General features: G+C 64.9%; 19 protein-coding genes. 11 read left to right on the forward strand and 8 right to left on the reverse strand.

All coding sequences use genetic code 11. From position 1 onward, the window contains the following. Positions 1-3: 3 nt before the first annotated feature. Positions 4-1,188 (reverse strand): Gfo/Idh/MocA family protein, encoded by a 1,185-nt coding sequence (locus NKI10_RS12275; protein ID WP_352860102.1) that lies wholly within the window; start codon positions 1,186-1,188, stop codon positions 4-6. A gap of 86 nt (positions 1,189-1,274) precedes the next feature. Between NKI10_RS12275 and NKI10_RS12280 the strand changes: the two genes are divergently transcribed. From NKI10_RS12280 to NKI10_RS12315, 8 genes are all read left to right on the forward strand, one after another. Further along, the gene (locus NKI10_RS12280; RefSeq protein ID WP_352498316.1) at positions 1,275-2,162 is read left to right on the forward strand and encodes a MurR/RpiR family transcriptional regulator; all 888 of its coding nucleotides are present in this window, start codon (positions 1,275-1,277) and stop codon (positions 2,160-2,162) included. A gap of 79 nt (positions 2,163-2,241) precedes the next feature. Beyond that, positions 2,242-3,024 carry an SDR family oxidoreductase gene (locus tag NKI10_RS12285; protein ID WP_023683118.1) on the forward strand — a complete coding sequence of 261 codons (783 nt, stop codon included), beginning with the start codon at positions 2,242-2,244 and terminating at the stop codon, positions 3,022-3,024. Next, complete coding sequence (locus NKI10_RS12290) at positions 3,021-4,556, forward strand: mannitol dehydrogenase family protein (RefSeq protein ID WP_352860104.1); 1,536 nt, start codon at positions 3,021-3,023, stop codon at positions 4,554-4,556. Before NKI10_RS12285 ends, NKI10_RS12290 begins: the two co-directional genes overlap by 4 nt. 22 nt (positions 4,557-4,578) lie before the next feature. After that, positions 4,579-5,493: a sugar phosphate isomerase/epimerase family protein gene (locus NKI10_RS12295; RefSeq protein ID WP_352860162.1), complete on the forward strand. Its 915-nt coding sequence runs from the start codon at positions 4,579-4,581 to the stop codon at positions 5,491-5,493. A 77-nt stretch (positions 5,494-5,570) separates the two neighbouring features. After that, positions 5,571-6,605 (forward strand): ABC transporter substrate-binding protein, encoded by a 1,035-nt coding sequence (locus NKI10_RS12300; protein WP_023683115.1) that lies wholly within the window; start codon positions 5,571-5,573, stop codon positions 6,603-6,605. A 278-nt stretch (positions 6,606-6,883) separates the two neighbouring features. Further along, positions 6,884-8,434, forward strand: a complete 1,551-nt coding sequence (locus tag NKI10_RS12305) for a sugar ABC transporter ATP-binding protein (RefSeq protein ID WP_023691916.1) — start codon at positions 6,884-6,886, stop codon at positions 8,432-8,434. After that, positions 8,431-9,402, forward strand: a complete 972-nt coding sequence (locus NKI10_RS12310; RefSeq protein ID WP_023691917.1) for an ABC transporter permease — start codon at positions 8,431-8,433, stop codon at positions 9,400-9,402. The genes NKI10_RS12305 and NKI10_RS12310 overlap by 4 nt, the downstream gene beginning before the upstream one ends. Before the next feature lie 262 nt (positions 9,403-9,664). Further along, the gene (locus NKI10_RS12315) at positions 9,665-10,645 is read left to right on the forward strand and encodes an ABC transporter permease (RefSeq protein ID WP_023747060.1); all 981 of its coding nucleotides are present in this window, start codon (positions 9,665-9,667) and stop codon (positions 10,643-10,645) included. Between the two features lie 291 nt (positions 10,646-10,936). On the opposite strand, the gene NKI10_RS12320 is transcribed toward NKI10_RS12315, so the two are convergent. The 4 genes from NKI10_RS12320 to NKI10_RS12335 all read right to left on the reverse strand — a co-directional run bounded on the left by NKI10_RS12320 (position 10,937) and on the right by NKI10_RS12335 (position 13,862). Next, positions 10,937-11,377 carry a lipid-binding SYLF domain-containing protein gene (locus NKI10_RS12320; protein WP_352860165.1) on the reverse strand — a complete coding sequence of 147 codons (441 nt, stop codon included), beginning with the start codon at positions 11,375-11,377 and terminating at the stop codon, positions 10,937-10,939. A 440-nt stretch (positions 11,378-11,817) separates the two neighbouring features. Then, entirely contained in the window at positions 11,818-12,177 is a 360-nt protein-coding gene (locus NKI10_RS12325) for a protein kinase family protein (protein WP_023747059.1), read from the reverse strand. An 88-nt stretch (positions 12,178-12,265) separates the two neighbouring features. Continuing rightward, a complete protein-coding gene (locus NKI10_RS12330) occupies positions 12,266-13,414 on the reverse strand; it encodes an amidohydrolase (protein WP_352860167.1) in 1,149 nt (382 codons plus the stop codon). Positions 13,415-13,442: 28 nt separating this feature from the next. Beyond that, a complete protein-coding gene (locus tag NKI10_RS12335) occupies positions 13,443-13,862 on the reverse strand; it encodes a hypothetical protein (protein ID WP_023683109.1) in 420 nt (139 codons plus the stop codon). Positions 13,863-14,097: 235 nt separating this feature from the next. Between NKI10_RS12335 and NKI10_RS12340 the strand changes: the two genes are divergently transcribed. Continuing rightward, on the forward strand, positions 14,098-14,529 hold the full coding sequence (locus NKI10_RS12340) for an AraC family transcriptional regulator (RefSeq protein ID WP_352860169.1): 432 nt from the start codon (positions 14,098-14,100) through the stop codon (positions 14,527-14,529). Beyond that, positions 14,526-15,086: a GlxA family transcriptional regulator gene (locus tag NKI10_RS12345; RefSeq protein ID WP_352860171.1), complete on the forward strand. Its 561-nt coding sequence runs from the start codon at positions 14,526-14,528 to the stop codon at positions 15,084-15,086. The genes NKI10_RS12340 and NKI10_RS12345 overlap by 4 nt, the downstream gene beginning before the upstream one ends. On the opposite strand, the gene NKI10_RS12350 is transcribed toward NKI10_RS12345, so the two are convergent. The 3 genes from NKI10_RS12350 to eglC are packed head-to-tail and all read right to left on the reverse strand — an operon-like array spanning position 15,073 to position 19,581. After that, positions 15,073-16,392, reverse strand: coding sequence for an HlyD family type I secretion periplasmic adaptor subunit (locus NKI10_RS12350; RefSeq protein ID WP_352860173.1), 1,320 nt, complete (start codon positions 16,390-16,392; stop codon positions 15,073-15,075). The two genes, NKI10_RS12345 and NKI10_RS12350, sit on opposite strands and share 14 nt — an antisense overlap. 3 nt (positions 16,393-16,395) lie before the next feature. Beyond that, positions 16,396-18,156: a type I secretion system permease/ATPase gene (locus tag NKI10_RS12355; RefSeq protein ID WP_352860175.1), complete on the reverse strand. Its 1,761-nt coding sequence runs from the start codon at positions 18,154-18,156 to the stop codon at positions 16,396-16,398. After that, the gene (gene eglC, locus NKI10_RS12360) at positions 18,157-19,581 is read right to left on the reverse strand and encodes an endo-1,3-1,4-beta-glycanase EglC (RefSeq protein WP_352860177.1); all 1,425 of its coding nucleotides are present in this window, start codon (positions 19,579-19,581) and stop codon (positions 18,157-18,159) included. 416 nt (positions 19,582-19,997) lie between these two features. Here eglC and NKI10_RS12365 point away from each other — a divergent pair, with 416 nt between their 5' ends. Beyond that, positions 19,998-20,441, forward strand: coding sequence for an SRPBCC family protein (locus NKI10_RS12365; RefSeq protein ID WP_023683102.1), 444 nt, complete (start codon positions 19,998-20,000; stop codon positions 20,439-20,441). Positions 20,442-20,490: the final 49 nt, after the last annotated feature.

Below are 20,490 nucleotides of genomic sequence, written 5' to 3' on the forward strand. Positions count from 1 at the left end.
GCCTCACCCGAACCTTGCCGCCGTCCAAGCCCCACCAGCCGCATTCGAGTCCACCGCCGCCGCAACAAACTTCACCCCGCGCGCGCCCTCCACCACATCGGGCACCTGCGCTGCACGCGCCGCATCGACCACCCCACCAGAGCGATGGGCGCGAATGATATCGGCGGCGTCGCGATAGAAATTGGCGAAGGCCTCGATATATCCCTCCGGATGCGCCGCTGGCATGCGCGACACGCGCTGGCTTTCAGCGGTCGAGCCGTGACCGCCACGCACCAGCGTGCGGGTTTCCTCGCCATATGGTGAGAAGCGCAATTCCTCCGGCCGGCCACCCGACCATTCGAGCCCGGCTTTGTCGCCATAGATGCGCACCGAGAGATCATTGTAGTGGCCGGGCGAGGTCTGGCTGGCGAGGATCGTGCCGCGCGCCCCGCCGGTCCAGCGCACCAGCACATGCGCATTGTCGTCGAGCCGGCGTCCCGGCACGGCAGTGAACAGATCGGCCGACACCGCCTCGGCCTCACAGCCGGAGATATAGCTTGCCAGGTTGAAGGCATGCACGCCGATATCGGCCAGCACCGCCGACTGCCCGGCGCGCGCCGGATCGGTGCGCCATTCCGCCTGCTTCTGGCCCTCGGCATCGATCGGCTTGGTCAGCCAGTCCTGGATGTAAGCGCCATGCACGGAAACGATGCGGCCAAGCGCGCCCGCCGCCACCATCTCGCGCGCCTGGCGGACCATGGCGTAGCCGGTGTTGTTGAGCGTGACGACGAAGCGGCGCTTTTTCGCCTTCGCCAGCGCCACCAGTGCCTCTGCCTCATCCAGCGTCGTCGACAGCGGCTTGTCGCAGATGACGTCGATGCCGGCCTCCAGAAAGGCCGTGGCGATCGGCGCGTGCAGATGGTTGGGCGTGACGATGACCACCGCCTCGATGCCGTCCGGCCGAGCAGCTTCCGCCTTTGCCATGACATGGTAATCGGCATAGCTGCGCTCCGGCGCGATGCCGATCTCGGCGGCCGAGGCGGCGGCGTTTTCCGGGTCCGACGACAGCGCGCCGGCGACCAGTACGATCTGGTCGTCCAGGCGCATGGCCAGCCGATGCACGGCGCCGATAAAGGCATTGCGACCGCCGCCGACCATGCCGACCCTGAGCCGCTTGCCCGCCGATCCGTCCGATGTTGCGTAGACCATTTTCAAGCTCCTCTCGGCACACCGCTTTCGAATACGATTTCCAATTTTCATATTGTAAAACGATCGTATCGCGCTAGCCTGAAATCATGAGTGGGGCAAGCAAGGCATCCGGACGGTCCAGCACCGACGAGGCGGCGACGCGCAAGCGCGGGCGCTCGCTGGCCGCGCTTGGCTACATCCAGCCGCAGACCTATGAGGAGCTACGCGCGGTGCTGTCGTCGGGCACGGTGCATTTCCCCAAGCGGCTGCGCCAGGTGGCAATCTTCCTGTGGCAGCATCCGAGCGACGTCGCGCTCGGCACCATCGCGCAGGTTGCGGCACAGGCCGGCGTGCAGCCCTCGACGCTGGTGCGCTTTGCCCAGATCTTCGGCTATTCCGGCTTTTCCGATTTCCAGGGCCTGTTCAAGGAGCACATCAAGGGCTCATGGCCGGAAGGGCGCGGCGAACCGCGCACCGAGACCGAGCCAAATCTGCATTTCCTGCACGGCATGGTCGGCGCATCGCAGGCCTCGCTGGGCCGCATCGAGACCGGCTTCGACGTCGAGAGTTTCGACAAGATGGTGGCGCTGCTGGCGGCGGCCGAGCTGATCTATGTCATCGGCTCCAAGCGCGCCTTTCCCGTCACCGCCTATCTCTCGCTGACGCTCTCGCAGCAAGGCGTGCGCAACGTGCTGGTCGACAATGTCGGGTCCTCCGCACTCGACCAGATCGGCTGCATCGGCGGCCGGGATGCCGTGCTCGCTGTCTCCTTCAGCCCCTACAATTCGATCACGCCCGATCTCGTCGCGGTGGCGCATGAGCGCAAGGCGCGTATCGTCACCGTCACCGACAGCACCTTCAGCCCGCTGATCCCGCTCTCGGACAGCTGGCTGGAAGTGGTGGAATCCGACTTTGCCGGCTTCCGCTCACTGGCGGCCTCGCTCGCCGTTGGGATGGCGCTGGTCCATGGCGTGGCGGCGCGGCGCGGCGAATGAGGCGTCACTGGTCCAATTGACTATCGGGAATTGTCGTTCCATATTTCTCAAAATAGAAACTTTATTCCCGGGAGGAGGAATGGAGATCCGGCTTGACGGCAAGGTGGCTCTGGTCACCGGGTCGACGCAAGGCATTGGCCGCGCCATTGCCGAGACGCTGGCGCGTTCCGGTGCCGCCGGGCTGTTGGTCACCGGGCGCGAGAGGGCGCGTGGCGAGGCCGTGGCGGCCGAGCTTTCGCAATTGGGCACGCCGACCATCTTCGTCGCCGCCGACCTTGCCGATCCTGACGCCCCCACCCTTCTGGCGCAGGCCTGCATCGAGCGCTTCGGCCGCATCGATGCGCTGGTCAACGCCGCCGGCCTGACCGATCGCGCCTCTTTCCTCGACGCCAGCCTCGACGACTGGGCGTCACTGTTTGCCGTCAATGCGCGCGCGCCGTTCTTCCTGATGCAGGCGGCGATTGCCGACATGAAGCAGCGCGGCCAAGGTGGCGCCATTCTCAACATTCTGTCGATCAATGCCCATTGCGGCTCGCCGGAGCTTGCCGTCTATTCCGCCACCAAGGGCGCGCTGGCGACGCTGACCAGGAACGCCGCCAACGCCCACCGCTTCGACCGCATCCGCGTCAACGGCATCAATGTCGGCTGGACCGACACGCCGGCCGAACGCATCATGCAGGCGGAGACATTGGGAAACGGCCCCGGCTGGCTCGACAAGGCCAATGCCGCGCAGCCTTTCGGGCGGCTGCTGACCCCGAACGACATCGCCAGCCTCGCCGTCTTCCTGCTGTCCGACGCCGCCGGCCCGATGACCGGCGCGGTTGTCGACCAAGAGCAGGCGGTGATCGGGGCGAACCGGTGAGCGCTTCCATCGAAACGCTTGGGCCGGCGCTGCTCGATCGCTTGCCGGCATCGGTGCAGACACCTTCCTATGACCGTACGCTCCTCTCGCCCGGCATGGCGCATCTCGGCGTCGGCGCCTTCCACCGCTGCCATCAGGCCGAATACACCGACGATCTCATCTCGCTGCGCTTCGACCGCTGGGGCATCGTCGGCATCAACATCCGCCCGCCCAGCCTTGCCGACACGCTGGGACGGCAGGGCGGGCTGTACACAAGGCTGATCCGCGAGAACAGCCACATCGAGGCGCGCGTCATCGGCAGCATCGTCCGGGTGGTCGACAGCCAGGAGAGTGCGGCACCGGCGCTCGGCGTGCTGATCTCACCCGATATCGAGTTGGTGACGATGACAGTGACGGAAAAAGGCTATTGCCACGTCCCGTCCAGCGGCGAACTCGACCTTGGCCATCCTGATATCGTCCACGACCTCGCCAACCCCGAGACGCCGCGCAGCGTGCCCGGCCTGTTGGTGCGGGCGCTGGAGCAGCGCCGGGCCACGCATGGGCGGCCGCTGACGCTGCTGTCCTGCGACAACATTCCGGCCAATGGCATCATCCTCGGCAACGTCGTGCGCAGCTTTGCCGAACGGCGCGGCAATGGGCTGGCCGATTGGATCGCGGCCAACGTCGCATTCCCCTCGGCCATGGTCGACCGCATTGCGCCGGCGGTGACGCAGGACGATCTCGACAGCGTCGAAAATTGGTTCGGCTACCGCGATGGCGCTGTCGCTGTCGGCGAGCCGTTCCGGCAGTGGGTGATCGAGGAAAAGTTTGCCGGCCGCATGCCGCGCTGGGACCTGGTCGGAGCCACTTTCGTCGACGATGTCACGCCGTTCGAGCATCTCAAGATGCGGGTGCTGAACGGCGCCCAGACGACGCTCGCCACGCTCGGCGTGCTGGCCGGGCTCGAGCACACATCGGATGCCATGGCCGACCCGCTGCTGTCGGACTTCATCCGGCGCATGCTGGTCGAAGAGACTGTGCCGACGCTGATGCCGGTGCCGGGCATCCTGCCGCTCGCCTATGTCGAGCAGAGCCTTGCCCGGCTGAAGAACACCGCGATCCGCCACCGCAACCACCAGGTCGCAACCGACGGTTCGCAGAAGATCGTCCAGCGCCTGCTCAACCCGATCCGCGACCGGCTTGCGATGGGCCAGAGCATCGGCCTGCTGTCGGTGCCGGTCGCCGGCTGGATGGCCTATCTGATCCAGGCCTCGGAACGTTTCGGCAGACGCTGGCCGGTGTCGGATCCCTATGCCGGCAAGGTCGCCGCAATCGCCGACGCGACGGGTCCCGATGCCAGCGCGCTGGTGTCCGCCATCCTTGCCATCGACGGGATATTCGACCCCGGCCTTGCCGTTGACGGGACGTTCCGCGCGGCCGTCACATCGGCGCTGGGCGACCTGCTGTCGGACGATCCGATGGCGGCTGTCCGGCACAGTCTCGAACAAGATGAGGTCGCGAGGTTGAAGCGATCCAAACAATCGGCATTATAGTCGTCGGGTCTAGGGAGGCAGAATGAAACTAGGAGTGCTTACAGCACCTTTTGCGGAGACGCCGCTTGGCGAGGTTGCCGACTGGGCGCACTCGGCCGGCTTCGAGGCGCTGGAAATCGCCTGCTGGCCGAAGACCTCCGGCGCGACGCGGCGCTATGCCGGCACCAGCCATATCGATGCCGCTTCCACCTCGCCCGCGCAGGCCAAGGAGATCGTCGCTTCGCTGACGGAGAAGAAGCTGACGGTCTCCGGCCTCGGCTACTATCCCAACCCACTGCATCCGGACCCTGCCCATCGCGAGGCCGTCATCGGCCATCTGAAGAAGGTCATCGTGCTGGCCGCCAATATGGGCGTGCCGGTCGTCAACACCTTCTGCGGTGGCGATGCCTCGAAGACCGTCGACGTCAACTGGCAGGACGCGCTGAAAGTCTGGCCCGAGACCGTCGCCTATGCGCGCGATCACGGGGTAAAACTCGCCTTCGAGAACTGCCCGATGATCTTCAGCTATGACGAATGGCCGGGCGGGCACAACATCGCCTATTCGCCGCTGGTCTGGCGGCGCATCCTCGAAACCTGGGGCGGCGAGGTCGGCATGAATTTCGACCCCTCGCACCTGGTCTGGCAAATGATCGACCAGGGCCGTTTCATCCGGGAGTTCGGCCCCTACATGCTGCATGTCCACGCCAAGGATTTGATGATCGATCATGATGGTTTGTATGAGCGCGGAATCCTTTCCGCCGGGATAGGCTGGCAGGTGCCGCGCATGCCGGGATTGGGCGATGTCGACTGGAGCGGCTTCTTCTCCGGCCTCTACCGCGCCGGCTATGACGGCTCGGTCATCATCGAACATGAGGACAGGCGGTTCGAAGGCAACGACGATGCGGTGAAGCGGGGCTTCCTGCTCGCCCGCGACGTGCTGCGTCCCTTCGTCAAATGACGAGGTAATGACTTGGTCCGATCCTGCCGAAGGGTCTGGCCCTGAGACGAAAAACAACAATGTGGAGGAGTACTGACATGAAGAAAATACTGACCATGGTCCCGTTGCTTGCGGGCGCTGCCTTGCTGGCATCGATGGGCGTGTCGTCGGCCGAAGCCAAATATACGATCGGCATTTCCAACACCGTGCAGGGCAATGGCTGGCGCGAGGAAATGGTCTGCGCCATGAAGGCGCAGGCGCTGGCTTCGGGCGAAGTGACGAAGCTCAACATCGCCCACCGCAACACCGATGCCGCCGGCCAGCTCGAAGACATCCGCAATCTGATCAGCGCCAAGGTCGACGCCATCGTCGTCAACCCCGCTGATCCCGCCGGCATCAAGGCGGGCCTGGAAGAAGCCACCAAGGCCGGCATCGTCGTCGTTGCCGTCGACCAGGCGGTGACCGAACCGTCGGCCTACATCATCTCCAACAACCAGGAACAGTATGCCTATCTCGGCGCCAAATGGCTGTTCCAGCAGATGGGCGGCAAGGGCGAAGTGTTCTACATGCGCGGCGCCGCCGGCGCCTCGGCCGACAGCGATCGCGACAAAGGCTTCAAGAAGGCGCTGGCCGAAAACCCCGGCGTGAAGGTGGCGCAGGAAGTCTTCACCGGCTGGCAGCAGGATCAGGCCAAGCAGCAGATGCTGTCGTTCCTGGCCACCGGCACGCCGTTCAACGGCGTGTGGACGTCGGGCATCGACAACGTCATCGTCGACGCGCTGGTCGAATCGCAGGCGCCGCTGGTGCCGGTGGTCGGCGCCGACAATGCCGGCTTCGTCGGCCAGCTGAGCTCGGTGAAAGGTCTCGTCGGTGCAGCCGTCACCAACCCCGGCTCGATCGGCGGCGCGGGCGTGACGCTGGCGCTGCAGATCCTCGACGGCAAGAAGCCGGCGCAGCAGACCGTGCTGGTCGACCCGCAGCTTTGGGACAACGCCACCGACGAAGGCAAGGCCAAGCTGAAGGCAGCCGCCGATCCGTCGCTCAGCCCGGAATGGCCGGTCTCGATCTCGATCCCGGAGTGGACGACCTACACGAAGGACCAGATCGTGGCCTGCAAGGGGCCGGGGGAGTAAGCCTGGTTTGAATGAACTGGCGAGGACGGCGAACGACCGTCCTCGTCACACAGACTAGCGCTCTACGGCGCCCCCTCTGTCCTGCCGGACATCTCCCCCACAGGTGGGGAGATTGGCTGTCATCTCGGCTTTCGCTAATTTTCTACGTCGCAAGACGAGGGGCGGCGCCGGAACTGCCAATCTCCCCACCTGTGGGGGAGATGTCCGGCAGGACAGAGGGGGGCGCCGTAGAGCGCCGACATTAGTTTCTGGAACCATCAATTTTGACAACAAACCAGTTGACCACCAGCCCCCTCCTCGACGCCACCGGCGTCGCCAAGAACTACGGCGCGGTTGCAGCGCTTCGCAACGCGTCGCTCTCCGTGCTGCCGGGCGAGGTCCACGCGCTGATGGGCGCCAACGGCGCCGGCAAGTCGACGCTGGTGAAGATCCTGACCGGCGCCATTCCGGCGAACTCCGGCCGCATCCTGATCCGTGGCGAGGCGCGCGACATTCGCTCGCCCGCCGCCGCGCGCCGCGCCGGGCTGCTGCCGGTCTACCAGGAGCCGTCGCTAATCCCCGATCTCGACGTTCTCTCCAACCTCAGGCTCACCGGCACGCCGGTCGAGCCGTTCCGCGCCTGGGTGCGCGAGCTCGGCATCACCGACCTCGATCTGCGCGACACCGCGCGCGACATTCCGCTGGCCGTGCTGCGCGTGCTCGACCTGGCGCGGGCGCTCGCCGTCGAGCCGGACGTGCTGCTGCTCGACGAGATGACGGCGGCCCTGCCCGCCAACCTCGCCGAAAAAGTGCTGGAAGTGGTGCGCCGCCAGGGCGATGCCGGTCGCGCCGTGATCTTCATCTCGCACCGCTTCGTCGAAATCTCCGCACTGTGCGACCGCGCCACCGTGCTGCGCGACGGCGAGACCGTCGGTGTCGTCGACATCGTACCCGGAGTCGAGGAAAAGATCGTCGAGCTGATGCTCGGCACCCGCATCGTGAAAACTCATGTCGCCGCCCGCAGCGCCGCCGAGAAGGCCGCGCCCGCAGCTGCCCGGCCGCGCATCTCCGTGCGCAATCTCCGCGTCGGCGCCAAGCTCAGCGACGTCTCCTTCGATCTCGCCGACGGCGAAGTCGCCGGCGTCGTGGCGCTCGAAGGCCAGGGCCAGGACGAATTGTTCGCCGCCCTTGCCGGCTCGATCCGGCCCTCCGGCGGCACGATCGAAGTCGATGGCCAGCCAGTGAAATTCGCCCACCCGATCGACGCCATCCGCGCCGGCATTGCCTATGTGCCGGGCGACCGCTCGGAAGCGCTCGCCATGCAGCGCTCGGTGCGCGAAAACATCGCGCTGCCTTTCAGCGCTGCCTTGCGCAACTGGGGGCCGATCAACATGCGCCGCGAGCGCGCGACCGTGCTCAGCGCCATCGAGCGGCTGCAGATCGACACCCGCGCCCAGGGCGAAGTGCAGCGCCTGTCCGGGGGCAATCAGCAGAAGGTGACCATCGCCCGCTGGATCGCGGCGGATGCCCGCACCATCCTGTGCTTCGACCCGACGCGCGGCATCGATGTCGGCACCAAGCAGGAGATCTACAAGCTGCTGCGCGAACTCGCCGGCAACGGCAAGTCGGTGCTGTTCTACACCTCGGAACTCGAAGAGGTGCAGCGCGTCTGCGACCGCGTCATCGTCATCTTCGGCGGCCGCCTGGTCGACATTTTTCCGGTCGAGGACGCCGACGAGCCGGCGCTGATGCGCGCCGCCTACGGCCTGCCGCGCGGCGCCAAGGCCGATATCGGCATATTGGCTGATCCGACCGCGAACACTTCGGCTTCGCCGGAGGCCGCGCCATGAGCCATTTCCTGCGCCGCCAAGGCTGGGTCGTCGGCCTGTTCGCCCTGCTCATCGTCCTGTTCATCACCACCAGGATCATCCAGCCGGCCTATGGCAGCAATGATTTCGGCTCGCTCGCCCGAGCCGTTCTGCCCTATGCCTTCGCAGTCGCCGCGCAGACGGTGGTCGTCATCGCCGGCGGCATCGATCTGTCGGTCGCCGCCATGATGGCGCTGACCAGCGTCACCGCGGCGTCGATGATGAATGGCGCGAGCGAGGAATACGCGCTGTTCGTGGTGCCCTTCGTGCTCGCCATGGGTTTCGTGCTCGGCGCGCTCAACGGCCTGCTCATCGTCGTCACCCGCGTGCCCGACATTGTCGTCACCCTCGCCATGCTGTTCGTGCTGCAGGGCGCCGCCCTGCTGGTGCTCGACACGCCGGGCGGCGGCATCGCCGAATGGCTGAAGGCGCTGATCTCCGGCACCGTGCCGATCCCCGGCCTGCCCGACGCCATAGACGCCTGGCTGCCCAAGGCCCTGCTGGTGCTGATCGTCTGCCTCTGCGTCATCTGGATACCGCTCAGGCGCTCGCGCCTCGGCCTCTCCATCTACGCCATCGGCTCCAGCGAACTGGCGGGGTTTCGCTCCGGCGTGCCGGTCAAGCGCACCCGCATCATCGCCTATGCGCTGTCCGGCCTGTTCGCCGCCTTTGGCGGCCTGGCGCTGACCATGAGCACCGGCATCGGCGCCCCCATCCCCGGCCCCTATCTGCTCGCCAGCGTCGCCGCCGTGGTGCTGGGCGGCGTCGCGCTCGGCGGCGGCAAGGGCGGCCTGCTCGGCCCCATCGTCGCCGTCTTCGTGTTGAGGCTGGTGCGCACCGACCTGACGCTGCTCGCCATCGACCCGAATGTCACCGCGATTATTGAAGGGCTGATCATGGTGGCGGTGGTGATGTTCGGGGCGTTTATCACCATGCGGGGGCGGCAATGATGGGTGTGCTGTCGCAGAGAGACGTCGGCGTTCCTTCGCGCCCCCCTCTGTCCTGCCGGACATCTCCCCCACAAGGGGGGAGATTGGATGTCGCGACGACCTTCGCCAATCTCCAACCTTGCAAGAATGAGCGAGGCGCTGAAGCTGCCAATCTCCCCACAAGTGGGGGAGATGGCCGGCAGGCCAGAGGGGGGCGCCGTAGAGCACTGTCCTCACCAACTTGCCGCACCTTGCAAACCTCATCGCGAGCAAGAGCCGCCCCATGAGCACCGCCGCCATCACCCCCGTCCCCTTCGGCCGCCGCATAAAGCGCTTCATGGCCGATCGCCCGCTCATCCCGCTGATCGTCCTGCTCGCCATCCTGGTCGTGATCCTGCAGGTCCTGCGCCCCGGCATCGTCAACGAGCGCTGGATCGCCAACACCATCAAATTCGCCATCCCGCTGGCGATCCTCGCGGGATGCCAGACCATGACCATGCTGACCGGCGGCATCGACCTGTCGGTCGGCACGGTGGCAACGATGAGCGCCTTCATCATGGCGACGCAAGTGGTCAACCAGGACCCGGCGGTGGCGTTCCTGCTGGCGATGATGCCGGCGGTGCTGATCGGCTTCGTCAACGGCATCGGCGTCGGTGTCTTCCGCGTCCACCCGCTGATCATGACGCTGGGCACCAGCCTGATCGGCACCGGCTGCCTGCAGGTCTACCAGCGCACGGTGATCGCGTCGGGCGCAAAAATCCCCGACTTCCTGGCTTGGCTCGGCACCGGCGTGACATGGGGCTTCCCCAACGCGCTGCTTTTGTTCGTGCCGCTCGCCGCCCTCATCGTCTTCACGCTCGCCCGCACCGGCTTCGGCCGCCTGCTCTACGCCGTCGGCGACAATGAGCGCGCGACCCGCCTGTCGGGCGTGCAATACTGGCAGGTCATCACCGCGCTCTACGTCACCTCCAGCGTGCTCGCCGGCATCACCGGCCTGCTCTATATCGGCCTGATCAAGGCGCCGTCGCTGTCGCTCGCCGAACCGCTGGTGCTGCCCTCGGTCGCCGCCGCCGTCATCGGCGGCACCTCCATCTTCGGCGGCCGCGGCGGCTACACCGGCACCATCATCGGCGCCCTGATCCTGACCGTGCTGACGACGCTGCTGACCATCCTGCAGATGCCGGAGGGGGCACGGCGGATCTTGTTCGGGCTGATCGTGCTGTTCGTGACGGCGGCGTATCTGCGGATTGTGGAGGAGCGGTAGGGGCTGGCGCCCGACGCTGCATTGGGCGAAGCTTCCCCATCCAAGGTTCAGGCCAAGCGCACGGGAGCAAGTTCCCCCTCACCCGGATTGCCACCGAATTGCGAAGGGCAATTCGGGGCAATCCGACCTCTCCCCGAGGGGAGAGGAGGGCGCCAGCGTCAACGCCAGCCTCTTCTCCCCAGCGGGGAGAAGGTGGCCGCGAAGCGGCCGGATGAGGGGGCTGGCACAGCCATAGGCGATTATCATCGCCCCAGACGAGCTTACCCCACCGAGAACGCGACGGAGCGCCCCCTACTTCGCAGAAATCGCCAACCCGCTCAGATCCGCATTCACCTGCAGCCCCACCTGCCGGCCCGTAAGCTCGAGCTGCGCGCCCTTGTCGTTGGTCATGACGATCACCTGCGCCCCCTTGCCGAGCGCGCCGCCACCGCCGGCCGCGCCATAAACCCCGGTCGCATCCCGCACCCTGCGGATATGGCGCACGGTGCCCCGGAAATAGGTCTTGGAAACCCCGAAGGCGAAGCCGCCCGAAACGCCGCCGATCGTGATGGGATAGGAGCGGCCGTGGAAGGTCAGCGTCCCCTCGCCGCCGGAACCGCCGACGAAGAAGGCCGCCTTGTAGACGGCAAAGCGGATCGTGCCGCTATCGGCATGCGCGGCGCTGGCAGCGCTGACGGACACAGTTGTGATGGCCGCAACCGCGAGCGAACGAAAGCTGGACGAGATGGTCATGGTGGGAGCTCCTCAAGTGCGCCGCTCACCCAACCGGCAGGCGGCGTCGAATCAAACTGGAACAGTTTAGGCTGGGATTTGGTTCCAGGGAGAGCTCTCGGTGGGTCAAGGCGCAAAGCTGGTGGGGAGAGCGGAGGAGCGCTTCATACAGAGCTGGCAATGCCAATGCCTCGGGGCAAGGGCTATCGCATATGAGCTTTTACGAAGAGGACCCCCACTCTAACTTGCCGGGGCGAGCCAGGGTTTCGCCCGTCCTTCGGACCCTCACAAGGCGGAGGGAACGCTGCCGCACGCCCAGCCCTTTTTTAAGTCGACTTAGACGGTTTTGCGGAAATCAGCGCCAACCTAGTCTCCCTCCCCCTTGTTGGGAGGGATTGAGGGCGGGGGTATTCGTAGGGCGCAAGCCTCCGCTATGGTCCCTGTGCAAACCAATCCCAGCCCTACGGATATTTCCCCGGCTTTGGTGCGTAGATTTGCGGATCGAAGTCCAAATCCTTCGGCAGCGGCAGGCTCGAGCACTGCAGATGCATCTGGCGCGCCAACAGCCTTCGCTGCTGCTGCTCATGCTCCTTGATCGCCGCCACGAGACCCATGCTGTAGGGCCCCAGCACGACGCCGGCGGCCCATCCCGGATGCTCCTTCTCGCGCCGGTCGTAGTTCAAGGCATCCGTGCGGGCCTGCTGGCATTCCGGCGTCGCCCATTTCGGGTCCTGCGGCGAGAGCGAGGCTCCATACTGGACCGGAGACGATACGCACCCTGCCACTGTCGCAGTCAACGCGACGACCATTGCAATTCTCATCCGCAAGCCCCTCCTAATGTAGGAGGCGACTACAAGACGATTCCAGCGGGAAAAAGGCAGCTTCAGGATGCGGATTTTGCAGGGCCGCTCACCCCAGCAGGTTGCGCGCCGTGCGCATGAAGATCTTCGAGCCGATCGGGATCAGATCGTCGGGAAAATCATAGTCGGGATTGTGCAATGACGGGGTGCGCTCGCCCGCGCCGAGGAAGAACATCGCCGACTTCGCCTTGTGGCCGAAAATGCCGAAATCCTCCGAGGCGCGCATCGGCAGGGCTTCCTCGCTGCGCGGCACACCCTCTTCGTCCAACGCGCGGTTGAGATGCTCCACCGCATCGGGCGCGTTGACGCTGGCGACGAAAATCTCATGATAATCGCAGTGCACGGAAAGACGGTGCTCGGCCGCGATCCTGGTGGCCAACGCTTCCGCCGCCGCGACCAGTTCCGCCATGCGCTCGTCGCGCCTTGTACGCAGCGTCGCCCACACCTCGGCGTAGCCGGGCGCGATGCCGAACACGGCCTCGCCCATCGTCGCATGGGTGACGGTGACCATGCTGAAATCATCGTCGGCAAAGGTGCCGCGTCCGAGCGCCGGCAGCAGCGGCATGAGCTCGCTCACCGCCGGCATCGGCGATACGCCGGTTTCGGGCATGGACGAATGCGCGGTCTTGCCGTCCAGCACGATGCGGATGCCGCGCGAGGCGCAGTTGACCACGCCGGGCTTGAGGCGAACCTCGCCGAACGGCACGCCCGGCAGATTGTGCAGGGAGAAAGCAAAATCGGGCGCGATCTCGTCAAAGCGCGCATCGGCGACGACGCCGGCCGCGCCATTGCCGGTCTCTTCCGCCGGCTGGAACATCAAGACGACGCGGCCGCGCGCCGGCCGTTCACGCCCGAGCTGACGGCCGAGTGCGGCCAGGATCGCGGTATGGCCGTCATGGCCGCACATATGCGATTTGCCCGGCACCTGCGAGGCATGGTCGACGCCCGAAAGCTCCTCGATCGGCAGCGCATCGATCTCCGAGCGGAACAGCACCGTAGGCCCTGCCTTGCCGCTGTCATACACCGCTGCCACACCATGGCCGCCAAGCCCGGTCAGCACCTTGTCCGGCCCGGTATCGGCGAGAAAGTCGACAACCTCCTTGGCGGTCTTTTCCTCTTCGTTGGAGATTTCCGGCTGCTGGTGCAGCTTGCGGCGCCATGCCGTCAGCTCGATGATATCGCGATTGGTCAGGGTCATGGCTTGGGCTCCGCTTTGGTGCTGCAGGTTACACAAACACGATAGGGTTTTTCTCACGCCGTGCCATACTGATCAATTCCACTAGTCCATCGGCAAATTCCCGAACCCATGGGTCGGTGCTGGATTCGATCAGTCGCAATTCGCGCTCAAGCTCGCCGAAGCTCGGCTCCTCGATGACGTCTCCAACACCGCTGGCTGAAAGGAGGACCATCCGTTCCAGCGCTGACCCTTCGCCGAGAAGACCGGCAATCAGCTCCCCGAGCGCCGCAATGTGGGCTATGTTTCCGACACGCCAGTCACGCGTTGTGACATCGTCCCAGGTGAGAGTCACGTCTTCGGGATGGATCACCTCGCATTCGCCGTTTTCCGGATCCCGCTGAAAGCGATAGCCGGGGAATTCCCGCTCCATGGTCGAAACGCTTTTAAAAACCGCCAAGTCGAGACCCATGCTCCCTCCCGCCTAACCGAAGATCATCCTTACATTCGGCTCCAACAATCGGTCAAAGCTCTTTTGGACCTATTCTCGAAACATTGGAGAAGAGATGGCCGACCGGTTGCACACTAAGGTCGTCAATCTCATCTCCGACATCTGGCGGCCAATCCTGAGGGGCATGGTGCTCGAGTCCGTGCCAATCTTCAGCAACTAGGCTCCATCCACCCGAAGGAACGGTTTCGGAGCAACAATGGCCAGGCGGTTTGCGTTTCTCTTGGTTCGCGACTTCACGCTGTCGCCGCTGTCGCTGTTCATCGACACGCTGCGGCTCGCCGGCGATGAAGGCGACCGCAGCCGCCGGATCGACTTCGACTGGGAGATCGTCGGCGAGCGTGGCCTGCCGATCCGGGCGAGTTGCGGTGTCGAGCTGCTGCCGACCAAGGCGATCGGCAATCCGCAGAAGTTCGACGATGTCGTCGTGGTCGGCGGCCTGCTCGACACCAACCGCAGCCTCAGCTCCGAAAAGGAGGCCTTCCTCTTGCGGGCGGCCGAAAAGGGCGTGCCGCTGACGGCACTCTGCACCGGCAGCTTCGTGCTCGCGCTCTACGGCCTGCTCGATGGCTACAGTGCCGCCGTCAGCTGGTTCCATATCAAGATTTCCGCAGCCAATTCCCTGATGTGAACGCCCATGCCGACAGCCTGTTTTCCGTCGATAGGGGCCGCTCGACCTGCGCCGGAGGCACGGGTGCGGCCGACCTTGCCGGCCATTTCGTGTCGCAGTTCATCGGCCGCAAGGCTGCGGAAAAAGCCGCCAAGATCCTCGTGCTCGACCGCATCCGCTCGAGCCTGGATGTGCAGCCCGTCGGCGATCTCTTTCCGGCCGCGTCGAGCCGAGCGGTGAAACGGGCGCTGCTTCTGATGGAAAGCAATCTCCAGGAGACGCTGTCGGTCGCCGAGATCGCGGGCCGGTTGCATTTATCCCGGCGCCAGCTTGAGCGGCTGTTCGGCGCCGAGCTCGGCATCGGCCCGATGGCCGCCTATCTTGCGCTGCGCGTACATCAGGCCAAGTCGCTGCTGGAGGGGAGCGACTTGGCAATCGGCGACATCGCCTACCGCTGCGGTTTTCCCAATGCCGGCCATTTCAGCCGTGTCTTCCGCCAGCAGACCGGTATCACGCCGACCCATCTCAGGCATCCGAACCGAATGTCCGGTGGGACACCCTCGCCTATCGCTCCGTGAACGCCCGCGCGAACGAGTCCAGCATCGGCCGCGCCAGATATTCGAGGAAGGTTCGGTCGCCGGTGCTGATAAACGCCTCGACCGGCGTTCCCGGGTAAAGCTGCTCGGCTTTCACGCCCTGCGGCAGCGTGTCGGTGATCTTCAGCCTGGCGCGGAAATACGCCTCATGCGTGGTTTCATCGATCAGCCGGTCGGCGGAAATTTGCGTCACCGTAGCCGGGACCTCAGGGGTGAGGCGCGCGTTCAGGGCGGACAGCCTGAGCTTCGCCGGCTGGCCGACGCGAACCAGGTCCACGTCTTTCGGCCGCAGCTTCGCGTCGACGATGAGGCCCGACGCGGTCGGCAGGATCTCCATGATCTTCTGCCCCGGCGCAATCACGCTGCCTTTGGAGTTGTAGATCGAGGATACCACGATGCCGGCTGCCGGCGCCTTGATCGTCGTGCGCCCCAGCACCGCCTCGGCTGCGGTGATCTGTTCGCCGATGTCGGCCAGGCTGGTGCGAACCTCGTCGAGCTTGGTCAGCGCGTCCTCGACGCGCTGCGTGGTCGCGCGCTCGATCTGCGCCTGGGCTTCGACGATCTGTGTCTTGGTCCCCGCAAGATCCGCCTCCAGCGCGCCGGCCTGGCCGACCAGATCGGCCTCGCTGCGCAGAAGCTGCGAATATTCGCTGCGGTTGGTGAGACCCTTGTCGAGCAGGCCGGTTTTGATGCCGAGTTCCTTCTTCACGATCTCGGCCTGTTGCTGGATGGCCAGTTTCTGCGCGTCCAGCCCCAGCGCCGACTCACGATGCATGGCGACGCGCTGCGCCAGGATCGATTGCTCGGAGCGGAACCGGGCGAGCCTGGCCTCGAACTCCTTCTGTTGTTCGTGCACCAGATTGTCGAAATCCCTCTGGAACGGCGCGGGTGCTGCTTCGGCGATCGGCGCCAGCCTGTCCGATCCGTCGCGCTCGGCCTCCAGCCGCGCGGCACTTGCCCTGAGCGCGATCGTCTGTCTGGTCAGCCGGTTGAGGTCGGTCTCGGCCGCCCTGCGGTCGAGCAGGACCAGCGGTTCGCCTTGTTGCACGCGGTCGTCTTCATGCACCAGCAACTGCTCGATGATGCCGCCCTCGGGGTGCTGGATGAGGATGTTGCCGCCCGTCGCCGAGATCGTGCCGGAGGTGATCACCGCGCCGGAGAGCGGCGCGTTCGCCGCCCAATAGCCGAAGCAGCCGACGAAGAGCGCTATGGCCACGTAGCCGACGACGGCCATGCGGCGGAAGTCGGTGCGCGGTCGACCTTCGAAGGCGAGGCTCTGCTGCATCATCGTCTATGACCCGAAGCGGACGCTGTGCGGGCGCACGGTCGGCACGAACGAGCCTGTCACCACCGCGCTCCCGGCCTTGCCGGCCGCCGGTTGCCTCAGCACCTCGCTCGCAGGGCCGAAAGCTTCGACCATGCCGTTGCGCAGGACCATGACGCGGTCGCAGGCCGCGGCGATCGAAGGGCGATGCGTGATGACGACTGTCGTGACGCTTACACTTCGCGCGGCCGAAAGCATCCCTTCGAGCGCCGCCTCCCCACTGCCGTCGAGATGGGCGTTGGGCTCGTCCAGCACCAGCATGCGTGGCTTGCCGTAGAAGGCGCGCGCCAGCCCTATCCGCTGGCGCTCGCCGCCCGACAGCACGGTATGCGACGGGCCTATCATGGTCTGATAGCCGTCGCGCAGCGTGAGAATCAGCTCATGCGCCTCGGCGCGCCTGGCCGCTTCGACGATCGCGGCGTCATCGGCGTCGGGTTCGAAGCGGGCGACATTTTGCGCGATCGATCCCGGGAAAAGCTCCACCTCCTGCGCGAGATAGCCGATATGCCTGCCAAGCTGGGTTTCGTCCCAGCTCCTCAGGTCGGCGCCGTCGACCCTGACCGCGCCGCCGGTCGGCTGCAGCGCGCCCACAAGCAATTTCGCCAGCGTCGATTTGCCGGCCCCGCTCGGGCCGACGATCGCCACCGCTTCGCCGGCGCCGATGGCAAAATTCAACCGCTTGAGGATGGGCTCCGTGCCGAAAGCCGCAGTCGGCGCGATGAAGAACAGATCCTGCACCGAAATCGCGCCCAATGGATCGGGCAGTGCGAGCTTGCGCCCCTGCGCTGGTTGCGCCGCAAGGGCGGTGTCCAGCCGCTTCCAGCATCGCCTGGCGTCGACGATCTGCCGCCAGGATCCGATCAGCTGGTCGAGCGGCTGCAGCGCGCGCGACGACACCAGCGACGAAGCGAAGATCATGCCGGCGGTCATCTGCCCTTGTAGCACCAGCCACGCGCCGGCGCCGAGGATCGCCAGTTGCAGCATCATGCGCAGCGCCCGCGACGTCGCGCTGAAGATCGCATTGGCGCTTCCGGAACGGTCATGCAGGGTCAGCGCCTCAGCAACGTGCTGTCCCCAGACCGCGGCGGCATTTTGCACCATGCCCATGGCGCGCAGCGTGTCGGTGTTGCGGGCGAAGGCCTGCTCCGCCTGGCTGGCCACCGCCGAGCGTTCCGCCGACATGGCATCGTTCCTGCCGATGGCAAGCTGGTTGGCCACGACCAAGAGAAACAGCAGCACGGCGCCGGCGAGCGTCAGCCAGAACAGGACGGGATGGATGAAATAGAGCAAGGCCAGGAAGACGGGCGCAAACGGCAGGTCGAACAACACCGCCACGCCGCGCGACCTGATGAAGGCGCAAGTCGTGGCAAGGTCGTTCAGCGGCGACAGCCCGCTGCCGGCATGTCTGGCGCCAAGCGAGGCGGCGAATGTCCGCGCGCCCAGTTTCTGGTCGACGGTGGCCGCAACACGCTGCGCGTAGATGGCGCGGACCGCGTCCAGCAGGCCGAGGAAGGCGAGCGCGAGGACCGCCATGGCCGAGAGATAAAGCAGCGTCTCGACGCTGGAGGACGGCAACACCCGGTCATAGACCTGCAGCAGATAGAGCGGGATCACCAGGAGCAGGATGTTGATCAGCAACGAAAAGATGCCGATATCGGCGATGCCGCGCAGGAAAACCGGGCGCAGGCCGATGGCCGCATCCCTGAGTGGCGCGCGGTCCCGTGACATCTAGACCGCGTGCTCGGCTGTCGTGCTCAGATGGCTCTGCTGCAAATCGTTCAGCGTATAGGCGTGGATATAGTCGATCTTCATTTGCGCGGGCGTCGCCAGATGGTCGGGCGGCGCGCCGGCTTGACCGCCGACCGCAAGGTCGACCAGCATATACATGGGCTTGTTCATATCGGACGGCGTCGCCGCTTCCGCGACCTGGACGCCATCATAGGTCCAGACCAGCTTGTCCGGCGTCCACAACAGGCCATAGGTGTGATAGCCGTCGGTGTTGGAGACATTCACCGTCGACCCGACCGTGGTGTGGGTTCCCGTCTCATTTGTGTGCGCGGTCATGAGAAGCGCATTCGGTTTCTGCCCATACATTTCGATCACGTCGAGTTCCGGGGGCCATGAACCGTCTTCGGGCAGAAGCCAGAAGGCCGGCCACGCGCCGGCGTTTTCCGGGAGATCGGCCCGCATTTCGAAATAGCCATAGGTCTGCGAGAAGGTGTCGTGCGTCGTCAGTATGCCGGAAGTGTATTCGTAATTGTTGATCAGCGGCTTGATGTCGTCGGGCGCATGCGCCGCGGTTATGGTGAGCACGCCGCTTGCGACGCTGAACGGATGGACCGAGCTGGTCGGCGCATAATTGGCGTCGATATACCATTGCAGCTCGCCGTTCTGGGGCTGCGAGCTGCCGTTCTGCGCCCCCCACCAGAAATTGGAATCCCAGATGCCGCTCTGGCCGTTCCACAGGCTCAGCGTGTTGAAATCGTCGTTGAAGGACAGCGTCATGCCGGTCTTGTCGATCGGCAGCTCGAACTGGCCGGGCTGAAACTTGTCGATCGTGGTGTTGTGGAACACCAGCACCTCGCTCGAGCCGAGGTTCAGCTGCACGTTCGATCCCACCTGGACCATATTGGCGTGGACGGCCTCGAACGAGGTGAAGGCATAGCCGTTGAGGCGCACCGTGTCGGTCGCGCCGAAATCGGAGATCAGGTCGCTGCCATTGCCCTTGGTGACGATGAAGGTGTCGGCGCCGGCGCCGCCGATCAGCACGTCATTGCCCTTGCCGCCGTCCAGCGTCTGGCTGCCAGCGCCGCCCGTTATGATGTTGTCCTGAGCATTGCCGAAGGCATAGTGGCCGTCGCCGGTGACGACGAGGTTCTCGAAATTGGCGGGCAGCTTGTAGCTCATCCAGGTATCGATCGTGTCGACGCCCGCGCCGTAGTTCTCGACCGCTTTGTTGATCGTCGAATAGAGATGGTAATAGTCGTCGCCCGCGCCGCCATACATGGTGACCTTGACGTTGGTGTCGCCCCAGAAGGAATCGTTGCCCGAGGTGCCGTAGCGGTAAGACGCGCCTCCAGTCGCCGAGAACCAATGGGTGGAAGCGCCGGTATAGGGAAGTGGAATGCCTTTGGCGTTGAGGACTGTGGCCATTCCGACACTCCTTGCGCGTGCTGCCTTGGTCGTTCGACAACCTTCGAGCGACCATTTCGGATCAACTCTTAAATTGATCCGTCGTTCCAGGGAATCATTCTATAGTACACCAAGGAGATCGTCGCCCATCATTTAATAGATAATGCCGAAGGCGTTAAGCCGATCCTAATACAACTTTGTAGGAGAGACTTACAATTTTAATAAATTGTGAGATCCGCGCCGAAAAGTTAAGCAATCTGTCAATGATGCATGCAAATTTGACGCGACACGGCCGCCTGCCTGAGGCGGCGGTCGAAGTCGTGGGCGGATGGCCGCCGGCAAAGGGCTCAAGAAAATTTGACAGGCTGTGTCGGACCGGGTGAGGTTCACCCGTCCTTGGGGCATCGAACAACGAAACCACAAAGGATACCGAAGAGATGCCAAGCACCGTACGTTTGCACCGCGTTCTGACGACCAGCCCGGAGAAGGTCTACCGCGCATTCACAGAAGCCGACGCGCTGGCGAAATGGCTTCCGCCGAACGGCTTCACTTGCACGGTACACAGCTTCGACGCGAAAGTCGGTGGCGCCTTCAAGATGTCGTTCCGAAACTTCACGACGGGCGGCAGCCATTCCTTCGGCGGCGAATATCTCGAACTCGTTCCCGGCGAGCGCCTGCGCTACACCGACAGATTCGACGACCCCAATTTGCCCGGCCAGATCGAAGTGACCGTGCTCCTGAAGAAAGTGTCGGTCGGCACGGAACTCGACATCACGCAGGCCGGCATTCCGGACGTTATTCCGGCCGAAGCCTGCTATCTCGGCTGGCAGGAGTCGCTGCGCAATCTGGCAAAGCTCGTCGAACCCGAGATCAATCAGTAGAGCCCATCGGATCGGCGGCGCCGCCCAGCCAGTCCGCGCCGCCGACAAT

It is taken from the genome of Mesorhizobium sp. M0802 (assembly GCF_040320115.1).
Lineage (GTDB): Bacteria > Pseudomonadota > Alphaproteobacteria > Rhizobiales > Rhizobiaceae > Mesorhizobium.

Excerpts from the sequence above, each read along its gene's own strand:
- NKI10_RS12295 (WP_352860162.1), top strand. The coding sequence starts at position 4,579 with ATGAAACTAGGAGTGCTTACAGCACCTTTTGCGGAGACGCCGCTTGGC.
- NKI10_RS12330 (WP_352860167.1), bottom strand. The coding sequence starts at position 13,414 with ATGACCCTGACCAATCGCGATATCATCGAGCTGACGGCATGGCGCCGC.
- NKI10_RS12365 (WP_023683102.1), top strand. The coding sequence starts at position 19,998 with ATGCCAAGCACCGTACGTTTGCACCGCGTTCTGACGACCAGCCCGGAG.
- NKI10_RS12275 (WP_352860102.1), bottom strand. The coding sequence starts at position 1,188 with ATGGTCTACGCAACATCGGACGGATCGGCGGGCAAGCGGCTCAGGGTC.
- NKI10_RS12280 (WP_352498316.1), top strand. The coding sequence starts at position 1,275 with ATGAGTGGGGCAAGCAAGGCATCCGGACGGTCCAGCACCGACGAGGCG.
- NKI10_RS12315 (WP_023747060.1), top strand. The coding sequence starts at position 9,665 with ATGAGCACCGCCGCCATCACCCCCGTCCCCTTCGGCCGCCGCATAAAG.
- NKI10_RS12350 (WP_352860173.1), bottom strand. The coding sequence starts at position 16,392 with ATGATGCAGCAGAGCCTCGCCTTCGAAGGTCGACCGCGCACCGACTTC.
- NKI10_RS12310 (WP_023691917.1), top strand. The coding sequence starts at position 8,431 with ATGAGCCATTTCCTGCGCCGCCAAGGCTGGGTCGTCGGCCTGTTCGCC.
- NKI10_RS12355 (WP_352860175.1), bottom strand. The coding sequence starts at position 18,156 with ATGTCACGGGACCGCGCGCCACTCAGGGATGCGGCCATCGGCCTGCGC.
- NKI10_RS12300 (WP_023683115.1), top strand. The coding sequence starts at position 5,571 with ATGAAGAAAATACTGACCATGGTCCCGTTGCTTGCGGGCGCTGCCTTG.
- NKI10_RS12335 (WP_023683109.1), bottom strand. The coding sequence starts at position 13,862 with ATGGGTCTCGACTTGGCGGTTTTTAAAAGCGTTTCGACCATGGAGCGG.
- eglC (WP_352860177.1), bottom strand. The coding sequence starts at position 19,581 with ATGGCCACAGTCCTCAACGCCAAAGGCATTCCACTTCCCTATACCGGC.
- NKI10_RS12320 (WP_352860165.1), bottom strand. The coding sequence starts at position 11,377 with ATGACCATCTCGTCCAGCTTTCGTTCGCTCGCGGTTGCGGCCATCACA.
- NKI10_RS12325 (WP_023747059.1), bottom strand. The coding sequence starts at position 12,177 with ATGAGAATTGCAATGGTCGTCGCGTTGACTGCGACAGTGGCAGGGTGC.
- NKI10_RS12340 (WP_352860169.1), top strand. The coding sequence starts at position 14,098 with ATGGCCAGGCGGTTTGCGTTTCTCTTGGTTCGCGACTTCACGCTGTCG.
- NKI10_RS12285 (WP_023683118.1), top strand. The coding sequence starts at position 2,242 with ATGGAGATCCGGCTTGACGGCAAGGTGGCTCTGGTCACCGGGTCGACG.